Genomic DNA, 19132 nt, shown 5'->3' with positions numbered 1-19132 from the left:
GGGCCCGGACCTGATCAGGTCCGGGCCCGCCGTCGTGTGTCCGAGGGGATCACTGCCGGCAGGTGGACACCATCACCGTGGCGTTCGCCGCCCAGCCGTAGGACGTCCGCGCCGTGACGGTGATCGGCAGCGTGTAGTTCTGGTCGATCGAGATCGGCGCGTAGGTGAACTGGGTCGTGTCACCGAGGTCTGCCGAGTACGGCGCGGGGCCGGGGATGGTCAGCGTGTAGCTGGTGACGTTCGGGGTCGTGCTCCGCTGCCAGGTGGCCACGCCCGACACGGTGGTGTCCTGGGTGGTCTGCCGGGTCGTGGTGGTGGTCGTCCCGTCCGGGTTGGTGGTCGTCTCTGTCGAGGCCGGCGGGTAGCTCCGGACCGGCGTGGTGACCGTGGTGGAGGAGGACTCCGTCACCGTGGACTGGCCGATGACGGTGCCGTCGGCCGCCTTCCGCGTCGTGGTGGTGGTGGTCGTCGTGGTCAGCGTGCAGGGCGCCGTGGCGCTCAGGCCGGTGACCGGGGCGACGGTGAGCGTGCCGACCGTGGTGGCCACGGATGCGCTGTCGCCGAAGGCGGCGCCGGCGAGCTGCTGCCCGCCCAGCACCATCAGGGTCGCGGTGGCGAGCACCGTGACTGCGCGGCGGACGATCATCGCCGGGCCTCCCCTTCCTCCACGCCGGGCAGGGGGGTCTGCCAGGTCCGTGTCGAGATCGACTGTGCCGGGCCGGCCGCAGGATCCCCGCGACGCATCCGCAAGGGATCCGCAAGGTGTGCCGGACGCGGTGGTCATGGCTGGTCCTGGTGGGTGTCGGTGTGGGTGTCGGTGGTGGGGCGCCAGATGGTGAGCAGGAGCCAGCCGGCCAGGAGGGTGGGGGCGCCGTAGACGAGCAGGTGGCTGAGCCAGGGGGTGCGCAGGGCGGTGATGGCGTGGCCGACCTCGGGGATGACGGCCTGGACCTGGTAGGCGGTGTCGCCTTGGAGGACGGCGGTCCAGGGGTCGGGGTGGTCGTTGGCGTCGCCCTGGGTCTGCACGGCGACGGTGCCGTCGGGGTTGTGCTCGACGGAGAGGACGCGGTGGGTGACCAGGCGGTGGTCGTCGATGGGGATGTGGTAGGTGATGATCATGCCCGGGGTGACGTCCTGGACGGCCAGGGGCGTGGTGACCACGATGTCGCCGGGGTCGATGGCCGGGGCCATGGAGGCGGTGAGCATGGTCAGGGTGCGGTAGCCCAGGACGTGGGGGCCGATGGCCAGGCCGGCGAAGGCCAGGACCGCGATGCCGACCAGGGCCCGGACCAGCCAGCGGCCGGTGGCCGCGGCCAGCGGCCGGAGCAGGGGCCCGGTGGTGGCCGCGGGGGGCCGTGGGTGGGCCGGCCCCGGTGCGGCGAGGGGGAGGACGGCGGTCATGGCGGGGTTCTCCGGTCGGCTCGGGGGGCGTCGGTCAGCGGGCGGTGCCGGTGCGCTGCAGGGCGGAGAAGGTCAGGCTCAGCGCGGCGGTCTGCTTCTGGAAGGCGTTGCCGGCGTCGGAGGGCAGCGAGACGGTGAAGACCAGGTGGTCCTTGGCGCCGGCGGTGAGGCTGGCGGCGTTGGTCACCTCGAAGGTGCCGACCGCCGGGCCCTGGCCGATGAGGCGCTCGGTGCCACCGGTGCAGGCGTAGGTCGGCGCGCCGGCGGCGGTGAGCGTCTCGGTCCAGGCCACCGAGCAGGACTTCAGCGCCAGCTGCAGGCCGTTGGTCTTGTCGCTGGTCAGGATGTTGGCCGGGCTGGTGGTGGTGACGGTCAGGTTGACCGAGGACAGCGCGGCGTCGCCGATGTTGGCGAGGGTGACCGCCCGGCTGAGCGAGTCGCCGGGGACGAAGGCGCTGGTGGTGACCGGGATGGAGGTGCCGGCGGGGGTCAGGTTGATGTCGACGTTGCCGGCGGTGACCTGGGTGGAGACCGGGGTGGTGGAGTCGGTGAAGGCGCCGAAGGTGCCCAGGCCGGCGACGGCGGCGGCGGCGCCGATCACGCCCAGGGAGCCGATGACCTTGCGGGTGGTGGTGCGGGTGGTGGTGCTCATGCGGGGCGTCTCCTGTGTGGGGGGCCGGAACGGGGTGTTCCGGCGGCACAGACGACGATCGGGGGGCAACCGCAGGGCACCCGCCCGCCTCCCGCAAGAAAGCCGCAAGCCTCCCGCGGGATCACACCCGGGGAGGCTCGCAGCAGGACCGTGTCGGTCCCCTGCAGGGTCCCGCCGCGAGCGTGCGAGCGGTGGGGGGCAGGGGGTCCTTCTTCAGGCGCCGGCGACGGCCTGCAGCTCGAGGACCAGGTGGTGGGCGAGGACCCCGCGCCGGGCGTCCTGCGCGATCGCGCGGCACACCGCGGCGACCTCCGGGTGGCCCAGCTGGGCGCTGGTCCCGGCGAGGGTGGCCGAGGCCCACGCGAGCGCCGTCGCGTCGCCGGACCGTGCGCCGTCGCTGATGGCGGTGAGCCGGTCGGGCAGGGCGGTGGCGTAGAGCTCCTGCAGCCGGTCCATGAGGTCGGCGTCCACGTCGTCGTCATGGAGGTCGGCCACCTCGCTGATGGCCTGCAGCGCTGCCGGCGGCCGGGTGGCCGCCCGGCGGCGGAGCGCGGTGAGCAGGAGGCCGGCGTCGACCGGCTTGGCCAGGCAGGCCAGGGCGCCGGCCCGCAGGGCGGCGGCGCGGTCCTCGGCGGTGACGGTGTCGCCGGCGACCACGAGCAGGTGGGCGCGGCAGCCGGCCAGCCGGAGCCGGCGCAGCAGGACCGGCCCCTCCCCGTCGGGAGCCAGGTCGATCACGACGAGGTCGGGGTCCAGCCGGCGGGCCAGGGCCGGTGCCTCGTGCGTGGACGGGGCCTCGTGCACCGCCCAGCCGGTGACGGCCAGGAGCCCAGCGACGCGGGCGCGGTCGGCCGCCTCGGCGTCGACGACGAGCGCGGTGGTCATGGCTGGTCCTGGTGGGTGTCGGTGTGGGTGTCGGTGGTGGGGCGCCAGATGGTGAGCAGGAGCCAGCCGGCCAGGAGGGTGGGGGCGCCGTAGACGAGCAGGTGGCTGAGCCAGGGGGTGCGCAGGGCGGTGATGGCGTGGCCGACCTCGGGGATGACGGCCTGGACCTGGTAGGCGGTGTCGCCTTGGAGGACGGCGGTCCAGGGGTCGGGGTGGTCGTTGGCGTCGCCCTGGGTCTGCACGGCGACGGTGCCGTCGGGGTTGTGCTCGACGGAGAGGACGCGGTGGGTGACCAGGCGGTGGTCGTCGATGGGGATGTGGTAGGTGATGATCATGCCCGGGGTGACGTCCTGGACGGCCAGGGGCGTGGTGACCACGATGTCGCCGGGGTCGATGGCCGGGGCCATGGAGGCGGTGAGCATGGTCAGGGTGCGGTAGCCCAGGACGTGGGGGCCGATGGCCAGGCCGGCGAAGGCCAGGACCGCGATGCCGACCAGGGCCCGGACCAGCCAGCGGCCGGTGGCCGCGGCCAGCGGCCGGAGCAGGGGCCCGGTGGTGGCCGCGGGGGGCCGTGGGTGGGCCGGCCCCGGTGCGGCGAGGGGGAGGACGGCGGTCATGGCGGGGTTCTCCGGTCGGCTCGGGGGGCGTCGGTCAGCGGGCGGTGCCGGTGCGCTGCAGGGCGGAGAAGGTCAGGCTCAGCGCGGCGGTCTGCTTCTGGAAGGCGTTGCCGGCGTCGGAGGGCAGCGAGACGGTGAAGACCAGGTGGTCCTTGGCGCCGGCGGTGAGGCTGGCGGCGTTGGTCACCTCGAAGGTGCCGACCGCCGGGCCCTGGCCGATGAGGCGCTCGGTGCCACCGGTGCAGGCGTAGGTCGGCGCGCCGGCGGCGGTGAGCGTCTCGGTCCAGGCCACCGAGCAGGACTTCAGCGCCAGCTGCAGGCCGTTGGTCTTGTCGCTGGTCAGGATGTTGGCCGGGCTGGTGGTGGTGACGGTCAGGTTGACCGAGGACAGCGCGGCGTCGCCGATGTTGGCGAGGGTGACCGCCCGGCTGAGCGAGTCGCCGGGGACGAAGGCGCTGGTGGTGACCGGGATGGAGGTGCCGGCGGGGGTCAGGTTGATGTCGACGTTGCCGGCGGTGACCTGGGTGGAGACCGGGGTGGTGGAGTCGGTGAAGGCGCCGAAGGTGCCCAGGCCGGCGACGGCGGCGGCGGCGCCGATCACGCCCAGGGAGCCGATGACCTTGCGGGTGGTGGTGCGGGTGGTGGTGCTCATGCGGGGCGTCTCCTGTGTGGGGGGCCGGAACGGGGTGTTCCGGCGGCACAGACGACGATCGGGGGGCAACCGCAGGGCACCCGCCCGCCTCCCGCAAGAAAGCCGCAAGCCTCCCGCGGGATCACACCCGGGGAGGCTCGCAGCAGGACCGTGTCGGTCCCCTGCAGGGTCCCGCCGCGAGCGTGCGAGCGGTGGGGGGCAGGGGGTCCTTCACCGAGGGGTGGGGAGGACGGGGTCCTCTCTCAGCGCGGCAGCGTCAGGGTGAACGTGGTGCCGCGGCCCTCGGTGCTGGCCACCTCGAGCGTGCCGCCGTGGGCGGTGGTGATGGCCTTGGTGATCGCCAGGCCCAGCCCCACACCCGGCACCGCGTGCCGGCGGGCGGTCGAGGCGCGGAAGAAGCGCGCGAACAGCTGCGCCTGCTCCCCGGCGGGGATGCCGATGCCGGTGTCGCTGACCGCCAGCTGCGCGACCGGGGTGGCACCCGGCTGCTCCCCGGCGACGACGGCGCCCTCCGGTGTGCGCCAGGCCGCCCGCAGGGTGAGGGTGACGCGGCCGCCGTGCGGGGTGAACTTGACGGCGTTGGAGACCAGGTTGTCGCATGCCTGCCCGAGCCGGACGGCGTCCCCGCGGACCGTCAGGTCGCCGTCGGGAACCTCCACCACCACCTCGACGCCCGCGGCGGCGGTGACCCGGGCGGTGTCCTCCGCGGCGCGGGCCACTGCGACCAGGTCGACGTCCTCGGGCTGGAGGCTGAACCGGCCGGCGTCCACCTGCGCGGTGAACAGCAGGTCGCCGACCAGGCGCAGCAGCCGCTGGGCGTTGCGCTCCACGGTGGTCAGGTACTGCCGCTGCTCGTCGGTCAGCGGTTGGTCGGGGTCGTCGAGGACCAGTTCCAGGTAGCCGAGGATCGAGCTCAGCGGGGTGCGCAGCTCGTGGCTGATCAGGCTCACGAACTGGTCCTTCATCCGCTCGGTGGCGCGGACCTCGGTCATGTCGGTGCCGACGAAGTTCCAGCCGGCGTGCGCGCCGCTGTCGTCGGTGCGGGGGGTCACCGCCACCGAGACGGTGAGCTCCTCTCCGGCGGCGGAGACGTAGGTCCAGTCGCGGACGTCGCTGCCGTGCTCCTGCGCGGTCCGGACGAGCGCGGCCAGCCCGCCGCCGGCCTCCTCGAGCTCCTCGGGCAGGTGGAACTCGGTGATCGAGCGGCGGCGGACGACGTCGGCGCGGGGCAGGCCCAGCATCTTCTCGGCGCCCGGGTTCCAGACGCGGACGACGCCGTCGACGTCGGTGCCGATGATCGACTGCTCGGTGACCGCGTCGATGACGCTGGTCATCGTCTGCGCTCGCGCCTGCAGCATGCGGGTGGCGACCTCGAGCTCCTCGTCACGGTGCTGCATCTGCGCGCGCAGCGCCGCGTTCTCCCTGCGCAGCCGCGCCACCTCGGGATCGGTGGTGGGGGTGGCGTCGATGGCGGTCACGCGGTGGCTCCGGAGGTCAGCTCCCGGACACGGGCGACCAGCCCCGCGACCGAGAAGGGCTTGGCGAGGTGGTCGTCGGCGCCGGCGGCCAGCCCGCTCGCGACGTCGTCCGGGGAGGCGCCCGCCGACAGCAGCAGCACGCGGACGGCGGCGGTGGCCGGGTCGGACCGGAGGGCGGCGCACACCTCCAGGCCGGTCGCTCCGGGCATGGAGACGTCGAGGACGGCGAGGTCCGGCGGGTCGGTGCGGGCGGCGGTCAGCGCGGACGAGCCGTCGGCGGTCTCGGCCACGACGGTGCACCCGGCCCGGCGGACGGCGAGGCAGACCAGGCCGCGGATGTCGTCCTCGTCGTCGGCGACCAGCACGGTCGGCACGGGGCGGGCTCCCTCGGTCGGGCGGCCGGTGCCCGGGGGCCCGCGCCGGTGGCGTCGTCCTCTCGGACGTCGGCCTCCGCGTCGGGTGGCTGCAGCCGGGGCGTCGCGGCCTCACCCCAAGAGGGGACCGGCCCCGGACAGCACTGCGCCCCGCCGGGGGAGTCCCGGCGGGGCGCAGTACGAGGGAGGGAACGGCTCAGCTGGTGCGGCTCTGCACCGTCTCCCGGGACTGCTGGGCCTGGCCCTGCACGTCCTGGGCGGCGGACTGGCCCTCCTGCTTGACCGTCTGGGCGGCGTCCTGCGCGGTGGCCTTGACCTCCTCGACCGCCTGCTGGGCGGCCGGCTTCAGCTGGTCACCGATCTCCTGGGCGGCCTGCTTGGCCGGCGCGAGCAGCGCGTCCTTGTTCTCGCGGACCGCGGTCTCGGCCTGCTGCGCGAGCTGCTTCTCCTTCTCCGACGCCGGCATGAGGCTGGAGACCAGCCAACCGACACCGAAGGCGATCAGCCCGGCCGCCAGCGGGTTGCCCTGGGTCTGGCGCACGACGGTGTCGGGCGCCTGCTGCACGGCCGAGGCCGCCGACTGCGCGGCGCCCTGCACCGACTCGGCGGCGCTCGACGCGACGTCCTGCACCGTGCCGGCGGCGTTCTGGGCGTGGTACTGGGCCGTCGACCGGGTGTCGTGGGCAGAGCCCATCACCGACGACCGGGCGTTCTGCGCGCTTCCCATCACCTTCTCCTTCACGCTGGTGATGCGGCCCTTGGCCGCGGTGACCCGCCGGTCCACCACCCGGGCGGGGTTGACCTTCTCGTTGAGGGCGTCGACGTCGTAGCTCAGCTCGCGCTGGGTGGCCTCGATCTGTGCCCGGATGACGTCGGGATCGCTGCTGCTGGTCATGTCTGCAACTCCAAGTCTCGGAAGGGCTGAGGCCGCGGTCAGTGGGGCTTGAGGGCGTCGGGCACCTGCTGCAGGGTGTCGACGGTCCGCTCGGGCTTCGGGTTCACGGTCTTGAGCTGCTTGCGGCCCATGACGAACGTGATCGCGGCGACGATCCCCCAGATCACGGCGACGATGAGCGCGGCCAGGCCGGCGTCCATCACGTTCTCCAGCGCCCACCACAGGGCGATGGAGAGGAACAGCAGGACCATGTAGCCGGCGAAGCCCGCCGCGCCCATGAGCCCCGCGCCCTTGCCTGCCTTGCTCGCCTCGGCCTTGACCTCGGCCTTGGCCAGCTCGAGCTCCTGGCGCATGAGGGTGGAGAGGTCCTTGGCGACCTCACCCATCAGCTGGCCGACCGAGGTGCCCTCCACGTCGGGGCGGCCCTGCTCGGTCGTGGGGGTGCCCATGGCGCCGCTGTGCGCGCCGTAGGCCTCGTCGGGGGAGACCGCGTAGTTGGCCTGCCCGGCGGCGGTGGCGCCGGTCGGGTCCTGGTAGCCCTGCGGCGTCCCCACCGGCGTGGCGCCGGAGTAGGGAGACGTCATCGGTCAGACCCCCCGATCCGTGGTGCGCGCGGGGTCGTCCCAGCCGGCCGAGGTGGTCGGCGGGACGGGCGCGTCCGGCGGCACGGTGCCGTACGGGGGCGGCGGCACGGGGGCGGTGCTGCTGGTGCCGTAGCCGGCCGTCTCGCCGTAGCCCGGGGTGGTCCCGGTGGTCCCGGTGTAGCCGGTCGTCGTCGTCTCGGTGTAGCCGGAGTAGGCCGGCGTCGGGGCGACGTAGTCGGTCTGCGTGTAGCCCACCGGCGTGGCGCGGTGCTGGCCGCTGGGACCGGAGTCGCTGTGCGCGGCCTTGACCCCGCTGGTGAGCCGGCCGGCGACGATCCCGGCGAGGGCGGCACCGAACAGGAACGTGCCCGGCTTGCGGCGGGCGAAGGAGCGGACCTCCTCGAGCAGGTCGGCCGGCTCGCGGTTCTGCAGCCAGCCGGCGAACTCCTCGACCTTGCTGGTGGCCTGCTCGACGATGTCGCGGGCCGGGCCGGCCTGCGCGCCGTTGCCCTCGACCATCCCGCGCAGCTGCGAGGCGATGCCCTGCAGGCCCGTGGCGGCCCGCTGCTGGGAGGCGACGGCCTGCTGGCGGAGCTGGGTGCGGCCCTGCTGGACGAGGTCCTGGGCCTGCGCCTTGGTCTCGTAGGCGACCCCCTTGGCCTGGTCGGCGGCGGTCGAGGCGACCTGGCTGCCGGCCTGGGCCGCGGTCTGGCCGACGTTGCGGGCCTCGTCCTTGGCGACGTCGGTGGTGGACGGGGAGCCCGTGGTGCCGGTGCTCGTGGTGCTCGTACCCGCGGTGGCGCCGCTGCCGTGGGTGGCCGGCGGCGGCGGGAACGGGGTGTCGATGGAGTGCGTCATCGTTCCTCCTCGGCATGCGTCGTGGTCAGAGCAGGCGCTACCCAGATCGCGATCACCCACACATCGCCGAACGACGGCCGTTCGGCGTTGACGTGCGGATATGGGTCTGGCCCGAGCCGCATGAGCGGGCCGGGTCGAGCGGTGTCGCCCGCCGGACGCGTCGTCGCGTGCTCGGCGGAGGGTGGAGCGGGTGGCCGGGGACGGACGGCCGGGCCGGTCGACCCACCGCGTCTTGGTGGCGCCCTGTCGCGGAACCGCTGGTACCCGGCGCGGAGGAGCCGAAACGAGACCGGTCGGTCGACGCCCGCCGTCACCGTCGGATCGCGGACTAAGGTGAGGCACACCTATCTCCCTCCCCGAGGAGCTTCGACCATGGCCGAGCAGGCCCCGCGCCGTCCGCGCTCCCCCCGGCTGGCCACGGTGCTCCGGACGTCCCGCCCCACGCCGCACCTCGTGCGCCTCGTCCTGGGCGGGGAGGGGCTCGCCGGCTTCGCGCCCGAGCACACCGACTCCTACGTCAAGCTGGTCCTGCCGCCGGCCGGCGCCCCCTACGCCGCGCCGTTCGACGTGGAGCGGGTGCGCAGCGAGCAGCCGGCCGAGCTGTGGCCCTGCCTGCGCACGTACACCGTCCGGGCGTGGGACGCCGCGGCGGGGGAGCTGACCCTCGACGTCGTCGTCCACGGCGACGAGGGGGTCGCCGGACCCTGGGCGGTCGCCGCCGCCCCCGGCGACCCGGTCCAGCTGCTGGGCCCCGGCGGCGCCTACTCCCCGGCCGACGACGTCGACTGGCACCTGCTCGTGGGCGACGAGACCGCGCTGCCGGCGATCGCCGCCTCCCTCGAGCGCCTGCCGGCCGGCGTCCCGGCCCGGGTGTTCGTCGAGGTGGCCGACGCCGCCGAGCAGCAGGACCTCGGTGCGCCGGCCGGCGTGGAGCTCGAGTGGGTGCACCGTGCCGGTCCGCCCGGGGCCGCCCTCGTGGCCGCCGTCCTGTCCGCCGAGCTCCCGGCCGGCACCGTGCACGCCTTCGTGCACGGGGAGGCCGGCTTCGTCCGCGACCTGCGCCGGTTCCTGCGGGTGGAGCGGCTGGTGCCGCGCGAGCGGCTGTCGGCCTCGGGCTACTGGCGGCTGGGCCGCACCGACGAGGGCTGGCGGGCGGAGAAGGCGGAGTGGAACGCCGCCGTCGAGGCCGACGAGCAGCGCCTGCCCGTGGCGTAGCGCCTCAGCCGAGGTCGTCGGTGGTGAAGGTGTCGCACTGGCCCGGGTCGCCGGTCTCGTAGCCGGTGCTGAACCAGCGCTGCCGCTGCTCGGACGAGCCGTGGGTGAAGGCGTCCTGGTCGACGGTGCCGCCACCGAGCTCGCGCTGGATGAAGTCGTCGCCGATGCGTCCGGCGGCGTCCAGCGCCCGGTCGATGTCGTCCTGCGTGATCTCGGCGATCAGCGGCTCGCCGGACTCGTCGGGCACCGTCTCGGCGTGGTTGGCCCAGGCGCCGGCGTAGCAGTCGGCCTGCAGCTCCAGCCGCACCGTCCCGCTCTCCGGGCCGGTCAGGCCGGGGGTGACCTGCTGGTTGGTGCCGAGCAGGTTCTGCACGTGGTGGCCGTACTCGTGGGCGATCACGTACGCGTTGACGAACAGCCCGCCCTCGGCGCCGAACTGCGACCGGAGCTGGTCGAAGAACGACAGGTCGATGTAGACGAGCCGGTCGCCCGGGCAGTAGAAGGGCCCCGAGCCGCTGGTCGCGCCGCCGCAGCTGGTCTGCACCGAGCCGTTGAAGAAGACGGTCTGGGTCGGCTGGTAGTCGGCCCCGAGCACGCCGGACCAGTAGTCCTGGATCGACTCGATGTCGGCGACCACGGCGCAGTCCACCGACTCGTTGGCGTCCGCACCGGTCCGGCACTGTGCGGCGAGCTGGCCGTTGTCGGCCGTCTGCCCCTGGCCGAGGCTGCCCAGCTGGCCGAGGGCCGCACCGGTGCCGCCGTCCCCGCCGCCGAGCAGTTGGAACAGCACCAGGACGACGACGCCGACCAGGCCGAGCCCGCCGCCGCCGACCGCCAGCCCGCGGCCCCCGCCGAGCCCACCACCGCCGCGCCGGTCCTGGACGCCGGACGTGTCGAGATCGGCACCTTCGCTGTACCTCATGGGCTGGGAGCTCTCCTGGTCCCCGGCACGCTCGGTCGGTGCCGTCGGTCCGCGCGGTGCCCCGCCGAGCCCCCGGTCATGCGCGCTCGGCGGCCTCCCCGCCGGTCGGCGTCCGGGTGGGCTGCTCGCGCGGCTCGTCGCGCAGGAACAGGTACCAGTAGGACGTCGCGACGAAGACCACCGCGCCGACCAGGTTCCCCACGCCGGCCAGCACCCAGTTGAGCAGCACGTCGCCCCAGCCGATGTCCGGGACGCCGGCCCACATCGCCGCCGGCAGGAAGAACATGTTGGCCACGACGTGGTCGAAACCCATGGCGACGAACGCCATGACCGGGAGGAAGACCGCCAGCACCTTGCCCGACACCGACTGCGCGGCCAGCGACATCCAGACCGCCAGGCACACCAGCCAGTTGCAGCCCACGCCGCGCAGGAAGACCTGCCACGGGGACTCGTGCAGGGCCTTGGCCTCGGCGATCGCGGCCAGCCGGTCGTGGGTCAGCGCGGCGTTGCCCGTGGCGCCGGGCGGGCCGATGACTCCCGTCTGCACGGCGAGGAAGTAGGCGACCACCAGGGCGCCGAGCAGGTTCCCGAGCAGCACGAGCGTGAGGTTCTTGACGACGTCGCTGCCGCTGAGCCGGCCGTGCATCGCGCCCAGCGGGACCAGCATCATGTTGCCGGTCGCGAGGTCGGAGCCGGCGACGATGACCAGGATGAGCCCGAGGGTGAAGGCCGCGCCCATGAAGAGGGTGGGCAGCGTGCCCCAGGTGTCGGGGTCCAGGCCGGAGGAGACGGTGATCGCCACCAGCGCCCCGAAGGCGATGTAGGCGCCGCCGAGGAAGGCGCTGACCAGCACCCGGTCCCACGTGCGGTGCACCTTCTTGGCGCCGGTCTCGCTGGCCACCTGGGCCATCTCGGGCGGCTGACGGTCGGACATCGCGCCTCCACGTGGCAGCGGACCTGGCCCTTCGGACGCTAGTGCTCGGGAGCCGTCCCGGCTCGTCGGCGACGCGAGAGCGTGGCCTGGCCCGCGGGCCGATCTATGGTCGGCCGACACCCCGACGTCCCCTGGGAGAGCACATGGCCGTCTCCAACCGCGTCCGCAGCGCCCTCACCACGACGGTGCTCGCGACCGCGGCCACCGGGTTCCTCGCCGGGTGCGGGACGGACGAGGACGAGCAGGAGCAGGTCGCCTACTGCACGAACGAGGACGGCGAGATCGTCGACGACGACTACTGCGACGACGGCTACCGCGGTCCGGGCGCCGGCCTGTTCTTCCTCTACCTGGGCGGGTTCCGCCCCGGCCTCCCGGTCGGCACCGTGCTGCCCGCCGGGGGCACCCGCATCCACCCCGCCGACAGCGCGGCCCGGCAGCGGGCCGGCCTGCCCGCCAGCGGCAAGGTGACCGGCGGCACCCGCGTGACCGGCGGCCTCGGGTCCGGCACCGGCGGCCGGGTCGGCACCGCCGGCGGCTGACCTCCTCCGGCAGCGAGATCAGCGCAGTGGCGGCCATCGGCCGGGGAACGACCGCGAGTGTGCAGATCTCGCGGGGAAGGGGAGGTGTCCGGTGAGGCGGATGGCGACCGGCGTCGTCCGGCCCGGGTGGGAGGCCGAGATCGAGGCCCAGGGGCTGGTCTACAACCGCACCACCACGCCCGGCGGCGAGGAGCGCAGCTACTGGCGGGAGGGCCCCTTCTACGACTTCACGATGGCGGAGGTGCAACGACTGGAGGGCTGGGTCGCCCAGCTGTTCGAGATGTGCGTGGCCGCGGGGGACCACGTCGTCGAGCACGACCTGTTCGACCGCATGCGGATCCCGCCGATCGCCCGCCCGGAGATCCGGCGCACCTGGGAGGCGGAGCCGCCCAGCGTGTACGGCCGGTTCGACCTGCGCTACGACGGGCTGGGCCCGCCCAGGTTGCTGGAGTTCAACGCCGACACCCCCACCGGGCTGGTCGAGTCGGCCGTCACCCAGTGGAACTGGCACCTGTTCACCGGCCAGGGCGCCGACCAGTGGAACGCGCTCCACGAGAAGCTCGTCGCCGCCTGGCAGCGGAACCTGCTGCGGTGGGAGCGGCGGACCGGCGTCCGGCCCCGCGTGCACCTGGCGTGGACGTCGGAGGAGCGCTCCGGCGAGGACCGGATGACCGTCGCGTACCTGATGGACACCGTCGTCCAGGCCGGGTACGAGGCGATCGAGCTGGTCGTCGAGGACATCGCGCTGGACGACGGCGACGGGCGCTTCTACGACCCGCAGGGCCGCCACCTCGACGTCGTCTTCAAGCTCTACCCCTGGGAGTGGCTGGTCGAGGACGAGTTCGGCGCCGCCGTCCTCGCCGACGCCGCCCGGCCCGGCGGGACCACGTGGGTGGAGCCGGCCTACAAGATGCTGTGGAGCACCAAGGCGCTGCTGCCCGTGCTGTGGCAGCTGTTCGGGGGCGACGCCGAGCTGTCGCAGCTGCTGCTGCCGGCCTACTTCGCCGACGAGATGCCGTCGTCGTGGCGGGACTACGTCCGCAAGCCGCTGTGGGGGCGCGAGGGGGCCAACGTCTCGATCGTCCGCGGCGGGCAGGTGCAGCTGAGCCAGCCCGGCCGCTACGGCACCGAGGGCTGGGTGGTCCAGGAGCTCGCGCCGCTGCCCGACTTCCCGGGCGTCGACGGTCCGCACCACCCGGTGCTCGGCGCGTGGGTGGTCGACGGGGAGCCGGCCGGCCTGGGCATCCGCGAGAGCGACGGGCTGATCACCGACAACCTGAGCTGGTTCGTGCCCCACACCATCGACCACCGGGCTCCACAGGCCGAGGGGCAGCGGCCCGTCTAGGGTCCGGCCATGCCTCTCTCCGGCGAGTACGAGCCCAGCACGCAGCAGTGGGTCCGCGACCAGGTCGAGCGGTACGAGGCCACCGGGGGGCGCGCGGCCAACACCCTCCGCGACACCGGCCTGCCCGTCGTCGTCTTCAGCACCCGGGGCGCGAAGAGCGGGAAGGTCCGCAAGCAGCCGCTCATGCGGGTCGAGCACGACGGTGCCTACGCGATGGTCGGCTCGGTCGGTGGCGCCCCGAAGGACCCGGCGTGGGTGGCCAACGTGCGGGCCCACCCGGACGAGGTCACCGTGCAGGACGGCCCGGAGCCGTGGGACGGCGTCGCCCGCGAGGTGGTCGGCGAGGAGAAGGCGCAGTGGTGGGAGCGCGCGGTCGCCGCCTATCCCGAGTACGCCGTCTACCAGCAACGGACCGACCGGGAGATCCCGGTGTTCGTCGTCGAGCGGCGGTGACCCCCGCCACGAGGATGAGGTGAGGCTGCCCTAAGTTCTTCCCGGGCGCCGGACGGTCCGGCGGCCAGGGAGGACGGCTGTGCACGAGATCGGGCGATACCGCGGCGGAGTGCTCGCGGTGGCGGTGGGGCTCGCGCTCACCGGCTGCGGCGGCGGGACGACGGACGAGGCAGCGGCGACCGCGACCGCGACCGCGCAGACCCGCACCGTGGAGCACGCGGCGGGGACGACGGAGATCGAGGGCACCCCGGAGCGGGTCGTCGTCCTCGACACCGGGGAGCTCGACGCCGTCCTCGCGCTCGGCCTCGCGCCCGTGGGCGCGGTGCGGACGTCGGTCAGCGACGAGCTGCCCGCCTACATCGAGGACGCCGGGGCCGACCCCGCCGAGATCGCGAACGTCGGCACCATCGCCGAGCCCGACCTCGAGGCGATCGCCGCCCTGACCCCGGACCTCATCCTGTCCAACGCCGTCCGGCACACCGAGATCTACGACCAGCTGTCGGCGATCGCCCCGACGGTGTTCGCCGAGGCGATCGGCGAGACGTGGAAGGACAACCTGCGGCTGGCCGGCGAGGCGCTGGGCCGGTCGGAGGAGGCCGAGGAGCTCCTCGCCACCCACGAGGAGCGGGCCGCGGAGGTCGGCGCGCTGTTCGGCGACCCGGCGGCGACCGAGGTGAGCATGGTGCGCTTCCTCGACGGCACCGCCGTCCGGCTCTACGGCGAGGGCTCCTTCATCGGCGCGGTGCTGGCCGACGTCGGGTTCGCCCGGCCGGAGGTCCAGCGCACCGGCGAGACCTTCGTCGAGGTCGCCCCGGAGGCCATCAGCCAGGCCGACGGCGACCTGCTCTTCCACGCCTCCTACGGCGAGGACGGGCAGACCGCGGCCGGGCAGATCACCGGTGGGGGCCTGTGGGCCGGCCTGTCGGCGGTGCAGAACGGCCGCGCGTTCGAGGTGGACGACGACCGGTGGTTCCTCGCCATCGGCCCGCTGGGGGCCTCCCTGGTGCTCGACGACCTGGAGGAGATCGCCGGCCGCTCGGTGGGCTGAGCGACGGGTCAGCCCGTCAGGTCCTCGCCGATCCGGCGGGCCAGGGAGTCGCCGAGCGCCTCGTCGCCGCGCGCCCGGGCACCCAGCAGTCCCCACCCCAGGTCGGCGACCCAGCGCGAGCGCTGCGTCCAGGCGGTCACCGACGGGGTGGGCAGCAGCTCCGCCCGGGCCGCGGTGGCCACCTCGTTGAGCTGGACGAGGGTGTCGTGCAGCCGGGCGTCGGCCGGGGAGCCGGGGGCCGCGGCGGCCGCGGCCACGGCGGCGTCGGCCGTGGCGCGCACCGCCCCGGGCAGCCGCCGGCTGGCCGCCCGGGGCAGCAGCGCGAGCCCGACGACGAGGGCGAGCACGATGCCGACCGCGGTCTCGGCCAGCCGTTCCCCGATCAGGTCCGTGCCGGACAGCCCGGGCCGGCCGATGTGCACCAGCATCAGCACCAGCGGGGTGATCGAGGAGACCGCGAGCACGTACTGGTGGGCGATGAGCAGCTCGACGCCGAGCTGCAGCACCCCGACCAGCGCGATCTCCACGCCGATCGGCAGGTCCAGCCAGATCAGCAGGCCGGCGACCAGGACGCCGAGCACCGTGCCGGTCGCCCGGTGCAGCGCGCGGGCCCGGGTGGCCCGCGCGTCGGTGCCGAGCTGGACGCCGACCGCGGTGGCCACCGCCCAGTACGGGCTGTGCAGGCCCAGCGCCGTCGCGACCAGCCCGGCCGCGGCGGCGCCTCCGCCGATGCGCAGCGCCGTCGCCGCCCACGGCGAGTGCCACCAGCGGTGGTCGGGCAGCTCGGCCTCCGGCAGCGGGGCGGTGCTCCGCGGTGTCGCCGGCAGCGCCCGCATGAACCGCTGCTCGACCTCGTCCAGGCGCCGGCGCAGCGTGCCGTCGCCCCGCCGGCTGCTGCTGCCGACGGCGGCCTCGGCCACGCGGATGGCGCGGGCGACGGTGCCGGGCCGCTGGGTGCCCGGCCCACCCCGCTCGACGACGTCGACCGCCGCGTCGGCCGCGGCCAGGGCCCGCCGCTCCGGTCCGGTCGGGTCCCACAGCCACGGCAGCATGCAGCCGGCCCAGGCCAGGGCCGCGCCGCCGGCCGCGGCCAGGGCGTGCAGGCCGAGGTCGCCGGGGCCGGTGCCGAGGGCGCTGGACCCGCCGGCCACCAGCACGATGCCCAGCGGGCCGGGCGGGCCGACCCGCCAGAGCACCGTGATCGCAGCCGCCGCGGCGGCCATCGCCCCCAGCAGCAGGGACAGCGCCACGGGGTGGCCACCGGCCAGGGCGCCGAGGGTGCCGGCCACGGTGAGGGTGACCCCGACGGCGGCCACGACGACGGCCCGGCGCCGGTAGGGCAGCGCGTGCCCGTAGACGGCGGTCAGGGCGGCGAGGGCGGCCGCCGACCCGAGGTCGGCCCGGCCCGCGGCCACGCCGAGGGCGAGGGGCACGGTCATGCAGACCGCGGCGGTGACCCCCCGGCGGCCGCCGGCCTGCCACAGGGCGGACAGCGCCGGGAGCGGCGGGCCGACGAGGTGGGGGCGTACCCGCCGCACGCGGGAGGGGGCAGCGGACACGCCCCTCATCCTCACCGGCCGGCCGATTCCCCACCCGCCGGCGGACCGGTGATCCTCATCCCCTCAGAAGCCGGCGACGGCGTGCGGGGTGTAGGGCTCCTCCAGCCGTGCGACCTCCTCCGCGGTCAGCTGCAGGTCCACCGCGGCGACGGCGTCGTCGAGGTGGGCGTCCTTGGTGACCCCGACGATCGGCGCGGTCACCACCGGCTTGGACAGCACCCAGGCCAGCGCGACCTGCGCCCGCGGGACGCCGCGCTCCGCGGCCACCTCCGCCACGCGCTCGACGATGGCCCGGTCGCTGGCCTCGTCGTAGAGCCGCTTGCCGAACTCGTCGGTGCCCGACCGGTCGGTCGACTCGTCCCAGTCCCGGGTCAGCTTGCCGCGGGCCAGCGGGCTCCACGGGATCACGCCGATGCCCTGGTCGGCGCAGAGCGGGTGCATCTCCCGCTCCTCCTCCCGGTTGAGCAGGTTGTAGTGGTCCTGCATCGACACGAAGCGGTGCCAGCCGTGCTCCCCGGCGAGGTGCAGCGCCTTGCTGAACTGCCAGGCCCACATGGACGACGCGCCGAGGTAGCGCACCAAGCCCCTCCGCACCGCGGAGTCCAGCGCCTCGAGCGTCTCCTCGACCGGCGTGTGGGGGTCCCAGCGGTGGATCTGGTAGAGGTCGACGTACTCCGTGCCCAGCCGCCGCAGGCTGTCCTCGAGCTCGCGCAGGATCGCCTTGCGCGACAGCCCGGCACCGTTGGGTCCCGGCCGCATCCGGCCGTGCACCTTGGTGGCGAGGACGACGTCGTCGCGGTCGGCGAAGTCGCGGATGGCCCGGCCGGTGATCTCCTCGCTGGACCCGTCCGAGTAGACGTTGGCGGTGTCGAAGAAGGTGACGCCCGCCGCGATCGCCTTCTCGATCAGCCGGCGGCTGTCCTCCTCCGGCAGGCTCCACGGGTGGTTGCCGCGGGCCGGGTCGCCGAAGCTCATCATCCCGAGGCAGATCCGCGAGACCTGCAGGCCGGTGCTGCCCAGACGCGTGTACTCCATGACCTCGGAGCCTTCCGCGGTCGCCCGGCCGCGGCCACCCGGCTCCCGCCTCACGGCAGGGCGGCGGCCACCTCCGGGAGGGCCCTGGCCACGTCGGCGGGGAACGTGGTGAACGGCTCGGCGACCAGCCGCCGCCGCGGGCCGGTCCCGGTCCAGCGCCAGGTGCCGACCACCCGGCCGCCGGCGACGACGGTCGGCCGGAAGACGCCGTTGCCCCCGGGGACGATCCGCTCGGCGAACTCCGGCGGCACCGCGCAGCTGCGGTCGGCGTAGCCGAGCACGAACTCGTCGAAGCCAGGCAGGAGCAGCAGCCGCTGCGCGTCGGCGCGGTGCGCGGCCAGCAGGTCCGGGGTCTCCGGTGCCATCAGGTGTTCCCGGCCGTCGACCTCCACGGCGGCCAGCTGCTCCCGGACCGCGGCCAGCCCGGCGCGGACGTCGCGCAGCGGCAGCCCGGCCCAGCGCGCGAGGTCGGCGACGGTCGCGGGGCCGTGACCGGTGAAGAACCGCAGGGCCAGCTCGGCCAGCGCCTCCTCGCGGCCCAGGCGCCGGGGGCTGGGCACCCACTCGTCGAGGAGCACGAACAGCTGCTCGCCGTCGCGGGTCGGCCCGAGGCAGAGCGTGCCGGTCTGGGCCAGGTACCAGAGCAGGTGGTAGCCGCGCTGCCCGCCGGTCGCGACCCCGCCGTCGGCGACCGCGGCCAGCAGCTCCCGGCGGCCGCACCGCCGGCCCCCGGCCAGGGTGGCGGTGACGACCCCGCGGGCCCGCTCGATCTCGTCGACGGTCAGGTCGAGGGCGGCCCGCCGGTGCGTGGCGCCGGCCAGCACGCGGGGGCCGAGCAGCTCCAGCAGCCAGTGCAGGTCCTCGGCGGCGACCAGGTGCAGGGTGCCGCGCATCGGCCAGGAGCGGACGACCTCGCCCGCGTCGAGGGCCGCCTCCACCGCGGCGCGTGAGCGGCCCGCCGTCCGCAGGGCCACCGAGGTGAGCGCGCCCGGGTGGTCCTGGGCCTGGACGCAGGTCAGCCGGCGGACCGCCGCCCCCGGTGTGGGCAGCGGCGGGCCGGCCAGCCGCTGGGCGACCAGCCGGAGCAGTGCGAGGTCCGGCTCCACGGCGGCAGCCTGGCAGGAGGGGCCGACAGCGGCGGTCAGCGCAGCCGGTGGAGGTAGACCATGTCCTCGGCGTCGGGCTCGGTGGTCAGGGGGCGGAACCCGGCCGCGGCCGCGGCGCGCAGGCTGGCGCCGTTGTCCGGCTCGATGCCCAGGACGAACTGCTCGACGTCGGTGGTCTCCGGCGCCGCCACCAGCGCGGCCAGGGCTGCCCGCCCGTACCCCTCGCCGGTCCGCTCCGGGTCGACGACGTAGGCCGCGCCCATCGTGCGGCGGGGGTCCTCGGCCAGCACCTGCTCCCGCTCGGGGTCCCACGCCGTCCAGCGGTCGTAGACGTCCCCGCCGATCTGCGCGACGGGACGGTCGTCGGGACCGAGGACGACGAAGGTGTGCGCGCGGAGCACCCGGCGGCCGCGGAACTCGTCGGTCCACGCCGCCGTCCGCAGCGCCAGCTCCCGCTCGGGCCACTCGCGGCCGCCGAGCCGGCGCTGCACCTCCGGGTCGTCGAACCAGGGGAGGACGGCGAGCAGGTGCTCCGGCTGGAAGGGGACGAGCCGGACGGGTGGGTGCTCGCTCACGGCGT

The 19132-nt window shown here is 74.9% G+C and carries 22 protein-coding genes; 5 read left to right on the top strand and 17 right to left on the bottom strand.

Annotated features, from left to right (window positions below; genetic code table 11):
* Window positions 1-49: 49 nt before the first annotated feature.
* From ACI784_RS08780 to ACI784_RS08730, 11 genes are all read right to left on the bottom strand, one after another.
* Window positions 50-646 carry a hypothetical protein gene (locus tag ACI784_RS08780; RefSeq protein ID WP_457013167.1) on the bottom strand — a complete coding sequence of 199 codons (597 nt, stop codon included), beginning with the start codon at window positions 644-646 and terminating at the stop codon, window positions 50-52.
* Between the two features lie 134 nt (window positions 647-780).
* Window positions 781-1401, bottom strand: a complete 621-nt coding sequence (locus ACI784_RS08775; RefSeq protein WP_457013165.1) for a signal peptidase I — start codon at window positions 1399-1401, stop codon at window positions 781-783.
* Window positions 1402-1435: 34 nt separating this feature from the next.
* Window positions 1436-2053 carry a TasA family protein gene (locus ACI784_RS08770; RefSeq protein ID WP_457013164.1) on the bottom strand — a complete coding sequence of 206 codons (618 nt, stop codon included), beginning with the start codon at window positions 2051-2053 and terminating at the stop codon, window positions 1436-1438.
* A 213-nt stretch (window positions 2054-2266) separates the two neighbouring features.
* Window positions 2267-2938 carry a response regulator gene (locus ACI784_RS08765; protein WP_457013166.1) on the bottom strand — a complete coding sequence of 224 codons (672 nt, stop codon included), beginning with the start codon at window positions 2936-2938 and terminating at the stop codon, window positions 2267-2269.
* Entirely contained in the window at window positions 2935-3555 is a 621-nt protein-coding gene (locus tag ACI784_RS08760; protein WP_457013165.1) for a signal peptidase I, read from the bottom strand. Before ACI784_RS08760 ends, ACI784_RS08765 begins: the two co-directional genes overlap by 4 nt.
* A 34-nt stretch (window positions 3556-3589) precedes the next feature.
* Window positions 3590-4207 carry a TasA family protein gene (locus ACI784_RS08755; protein ID WP_457013164.1) on the bottom strand — a complete coding sequence of 206 codons (618 nt, stop codon included), beginning with the start codon at window positions 4205-4207 and terminating at the stop codon, window positions 3590-3592.
* 242 nt (window positions 4208-4449) lie between these two features.
* On the bottom strand, window positions 4450-5685 hold the full coding sequence (locus ACI784_RS08750) for a sensor histidine kinase (RefSeq protein WP_457013163.1): 1236 nt from the start codon (window positions 5683-5685) through the stop codon (window positions 4450-4452).
* A complete protein-coding gene (locus ACI784_RS08745) occupies window positions 5682-6059 on the bottom strand; it encodes a response regulator transcription factor (RefSeq protein WP_456923205.1) in 378 nt (125 codons plus the stop codon). The genes ACI784_RS08750 and ACI784_RS08745 overlap by 4 nt, the downstream gene beginning before the upstream one ends.
* Window positions 6060-6255: 196 nt before the next feature.
* Window positions 6256-6954: a DUF3618 domain-containing protein gene (locus tag ACI784_RS08740; protein ID WP_456923204.1), complete on the bottom strand. Its 699-nt coding sequence runs from the start codon at window positions 6952-6954 to the stop codon at window positions 6256-6258.
* 38 nt (window positions 6955-6992) lie between these two features.
* Window positions 6993-7538, bottom strand: coding sequence for a phage holin family protein (locus ACI784_RS08735; protein WP_456923203.1), 546 nt, complete (start codon window positions 7536-7538; stop codon window positions 6993-6995).
* A gap of 3 nt (window positions 7539-7541) precedes the next feature.
* On the bottom strand, window positions 7542-8396 hold the full coding sequence (locus ACI784_RS08730) for a hypothetical protein (protein ID WP_456923202.1): 855 nt from the start codon (window positions 8394-8396) through the stop codon (window positions 7542-7544).
* Between the two features lie 372 nt (window positions 8397-8768).
* Here ACI784_RS08730 and ACI784_RS08725 point away from each other — a divergent pair, with 372 nt between their 5' ends.
* Window positions 8769-9611 (top strand): siderophore-interacting protein, encoded by an 843-nt coding sequence (locus ACI784_RS08725; protein WP_457013162.1) that lies wholly within the window; start codon window positions 8769-8771, stop codon window positions 9609-9611.
* A 4-nt stretch (window positions 9612-9615) separates the two neighbouring features.
* Here ACI784_RS08725 and ypfJ read toward each other — a convergent pair whose 3' ends face one another.
* On the bottom strand, window positions 9616-10533 hold the full coding sequence (ypfJ, locus tag ACI784_RS08720; protein WP_456923200.1) for a KPN_02809 family neutral zinc metallopeptidase: 918 nt from the start codon (window positions 10531-10533) through the stop codon (window positions 9616-9618).
* Between the two features lie 76 nt (window positions 10534-10609).
* Window positions 10610-11467, bottom strand: coding sequence for a formate/nitrite transporter family protein (locus ACI784_RS08715; protein WP_456923199.1), 858 nt, complete (start codon window positions 11465-11467; stop codon window positions 10610-10612).
* A 143-nt stretch (window positions 11468-11610) separates the two neighbouring features.
* On the opposite strand from ACI784_RS08715, the gene ACI784_RS08710 reads away from it, so the two are divergent.
* The 4 genes from ACI784_RS08710 to ACI784_RS08695 all read left to right on the top strand — a co-directional run bounded on the left by ACI784_RS08710 (window position 11611) and on the right by ACI784_RS08695 (window position 14852).
* Window positions 11611-12006 (top strand): hypothetical protein, encoded by a 396-nt coding sequence (locus tag ACI784_RS08710; RefSeq protein ID WP_456923198.1) that lies wholly within the window; start codon window positions 11611-11613, stop codon window positions 12004-12006.
* Between the two features lie 100 nt (window positions 12007-12106).
* Entirely contained in the window at window positions 12107-13351 is a 1245-nt protein-coding gene (locus ACI784_RS08705; RefSeq protein WP_456923211.1) for a glutathionylspermidine synthase family protein, read from the top strand.
* A gap of 9 nt (window positions 13352-13360) precedes the next feature.
* Window positions 13361-13804: a nitroreductase family deazaflavin-dependent oxidoreductase gene (locus tag ACI784_RS08700; RefSeq protein WP_457013161.1), complete on the top strand. Its 444-nt coding sequence runs from the start codon at window positions 13361-13363 to the stop codon at window positions 13802-13804.
* Between the two features lie 79 nt (window positions 13805-13883).
* On the top strand, window positions 13884-14852 hold the full coding sequence (locus ACI784_RS08695; RefSeq protein WP_457013160.1) for an ABC transporter substrate-binding protein: 969 nt from the start codon (window positions 13884-13886) through the stop codon (window positions 14850-14852).
* An 8-nt stretch (window positions 14853-14860) separates the two neighbouring features.
* On the opposite strand, the gene ACI784_RS08690 is transcribed toward ACI784_RS08695, so the two are convergent.
* The 4 genes from ACI784_RS08690 to ACI784_RS08675 all read right to left on the bottom strand — a co-directional run bounded on the left by ACI784_RS08690 (window position 14861) and on the right by ACI784_RS08675 (window position 19127).
* Window positions 14861-16411: an FUSC family protein gene (locus ACI784_RS08690; protein ID WP_457013159.1), complete on the bottom strand. Its 1551-nt coding sequence runs from the start codon at window positions 16409-16411 to the stop codon at window positions 14861-14863.
* A 63-nt stretch (window positions 16412-16474) separates the two neighbouring features.
* Window positions 16475-17446, bottom strand: coding sequence for an aldo/keto reductase (locus ACI784_RS08685; RefSeq protein WP_456923194.1), 972 nt, complete (start codon window positions 17444-17446; stop codon window positions 16475-16477).
* A gap of 50 nt (window positions 17447-17496) precedes the next feature.
* A complete protein-coding gene (locus ACI784_RS08680) occupies window positions 17497-18552 on the bottom strand; it encodes a winged helix DNA-binding domain-containing protein (RefSeq protein ID WP_457013158.1) in 1056 nt (351 codons plus the stop codon).
* Between the two features lie 35 nt (window positions 18553-18587).
* Window positions 18588-19127: a GNAT family N-acetyltransferase gene (locus tag ACI784_RS08675; RefSeq protein ID WP_456923192.1), complete on the bottom strand. Its 540-nt coding sequence runs from the start codon at window positions 19125-19127 to the stop codon at window positions 18588-18590.
* Between the last annotated feature and the right edge of the window lie 5 nt (window positions 19128-19132).

Source organism: Geodermatophilus sp. SYSU D01186 (assembly GCF_054050215.1).
This window is presented reverse-complemented; position numbering and strand designations above follow the sequence as displayed.